This is a genomic window from Rhizobacter sp. P2_H2, assembly GCF_056403375.1.
This window is the reverse complement of sequence record NZ_JBFUFP010001169.1, coordinates 1-1610: the sequence shown is the minus strand read 5'-3', so window position 1 is coordinate 1610 and position 1610 is coordinate 1. Positions and strand designations below refer to the sequence as shown.

The 1610-nt window shown below is 68.7% G+C and carries 3 protein-coding genes; all 3 read left to right on the top strand.

Features of this window, described 5'->3' with window-relative positions:
- Positions 1-240 (top strand): peroxide stress protein YaaA (yaaA, locus tag AC1D15_RS31240; protein WP_477829093.1); only part of this gene is annotated, 240 nt, incomplete at its 5' end.
- 7 nt (positions 241-247) lie between these two features.
- Positions 248-1108: a 2OG-Fe(II) oxygenase gene (locus AC1D15_RS31235; protein ID WP_047500456.1), complete on the top strand. Its 861-nt coding sequence runs from the start codon at positions 248-250 to the stop codon at positions 1106-1108.
- A gap of 13 nt (positions 1109-1121) precedes the next feature.
- A partial coding sequence (locus AC1D15_RS31230; RefSeq protein ID WP_477829092.1) for a CoA transferase occupies positions 1122-1610 on the top strand: 489 nt, incomplete at its 3' end.

The following is a 1610-nucleotide window of genomic DNA, read 5'->3' as shown; positions in this document are numbered from 1 at the left end:
GTGCGCCGCAAGGTGCTGAAGGCCCGCGTCGTCGAGTGCGTGTTCGAGGACTGGAAGAACGGCCAGTACAAGGTCATCAGCTTCTTCGCCAAGCGCGCCCGCGGGCTGATGGCGCGGCACGCGATCAAGAAGAAGCTCGCCACCCCGAAGGGGCTGGAAAAATTCAACGCCGACGGTTACCGTTTCGATCCCGCCGCGTCGCAACCCGACCGGCTGGTTTTTCGCCGACACCTGAGCTGAACCCACCATGAACAGCACGACCAAGCAGAGCATCACGCCCGAACTGCGGCAATGGATCATCGACCAGGCCAAGGCCGGTCGCAGCCCGGACGACGTCCTGAAGTCGATGATCGACAGCGGCTGGACCGAAGACGTCGCGATCGAGGCGCTCGAGGACACGCTGCAGGGCTTCCTGAAGGACCACGCGAAGGCGAACGGCCTGCCGGTGCCGGTGCCGGTGCCCGAGCCCGACCTGCTCGATTCGCCCGGCTCGGTGGTGGTCGACGGGCATGAGGTCAAGATCGTGATGACGATGCGCAACCCGCGCGTCGTCGTGTTCGGCGGGCTGATGACCGAGGCCGAGTGCGACGAGCTCGTCGCGCTGGCGCGCCAGCGGCTCGCCCGCTCCGAGACGGTGGTCACGACGACCGGTGCGAGCGAGGTCAATGTCGCGCGCACCAGCGAGGGCATGTTCTTCGGCCGCGGCGAGAACGACGTGTGCAAGCGCATCGAGGCGCGCATCGCGACGCTGCTGAACTGGCCGCTCGACAACGGCGAGGGGCTGCAGATCCTGCGCTACCAGCCGGGGGCCGAGTACAAGCCGCATTACGACTACTTCGACCCGGCGCAGCCGGGCACGCCGACCATCCTGAAGCGCGGCGGCCAGCGCGTCGGCACGCTGGTGGTGTATCTCAACTCGCCGAAGCGCGGCGGTGCCACGACCTTCCCTGACGTGAACCTCGAGGTCTCGCCGGTCAAGGGCAATGCGGTGTTCTTCAGCTACGACCGGCCGCACGCGATGACGCGCACGCTGCATGGCGGCGCGCCGGTGTTGGAAGGCGAGAAGTGGGTCGCGACGAAATGGATGCGCGAAGGAAAATTCGAGTGAAGTCGTAGCCCGGATGGAGCGCAGCGCAATCCGGGACGCGTTGCCTCTCGACGGCGTGAAGGTCGTCGACCTGACGCGGCTGCTGCCCGGGCCGCTGGCGGCACTGGAGCTGCAGCGCCTGGGCGCCGAGGTGCTGAAGATCGAAGGCCCGCCCGGCCAGCAGGACGGCGCGCGCGAGCTGTGGCGCACGGAGGCCGAACGCGCTGCCGGCGAGCCGGCGCTGATGTTCCGCCGCCTGAACGAGGGCAAGGCGCTGCGCACGCTGGACCTGCGCGACGAGGCCGATCGCGCCGTGCTGCTCGACGAGGTGGCGCGTGCCGACGTGCTGATCGAAGGTTTCCGCCCCGGCGCGATGGCCCGGCTCGGGCTCGGCTGGGATGTGCTGTCGGCGCGCAACCCGCGGCTCGTGATGTGCTCGATCAGCGGCTATGGCCAGACCGGGCCGTGGGCGCAGCGGGCCGGCCACGACATCAACTACATCGCGATGGCCGGCGTGCTGCAC

What these genes read in the sequence shown, in the direction of transcription:
- AC1D15_RS31235 (WP_047500456.1), top strand. Translation starts at nt 248, where the DNA reads ATGAACAGCACGACCAAGCAGAGCATCACGCCCGAACTGCGGCAATGG.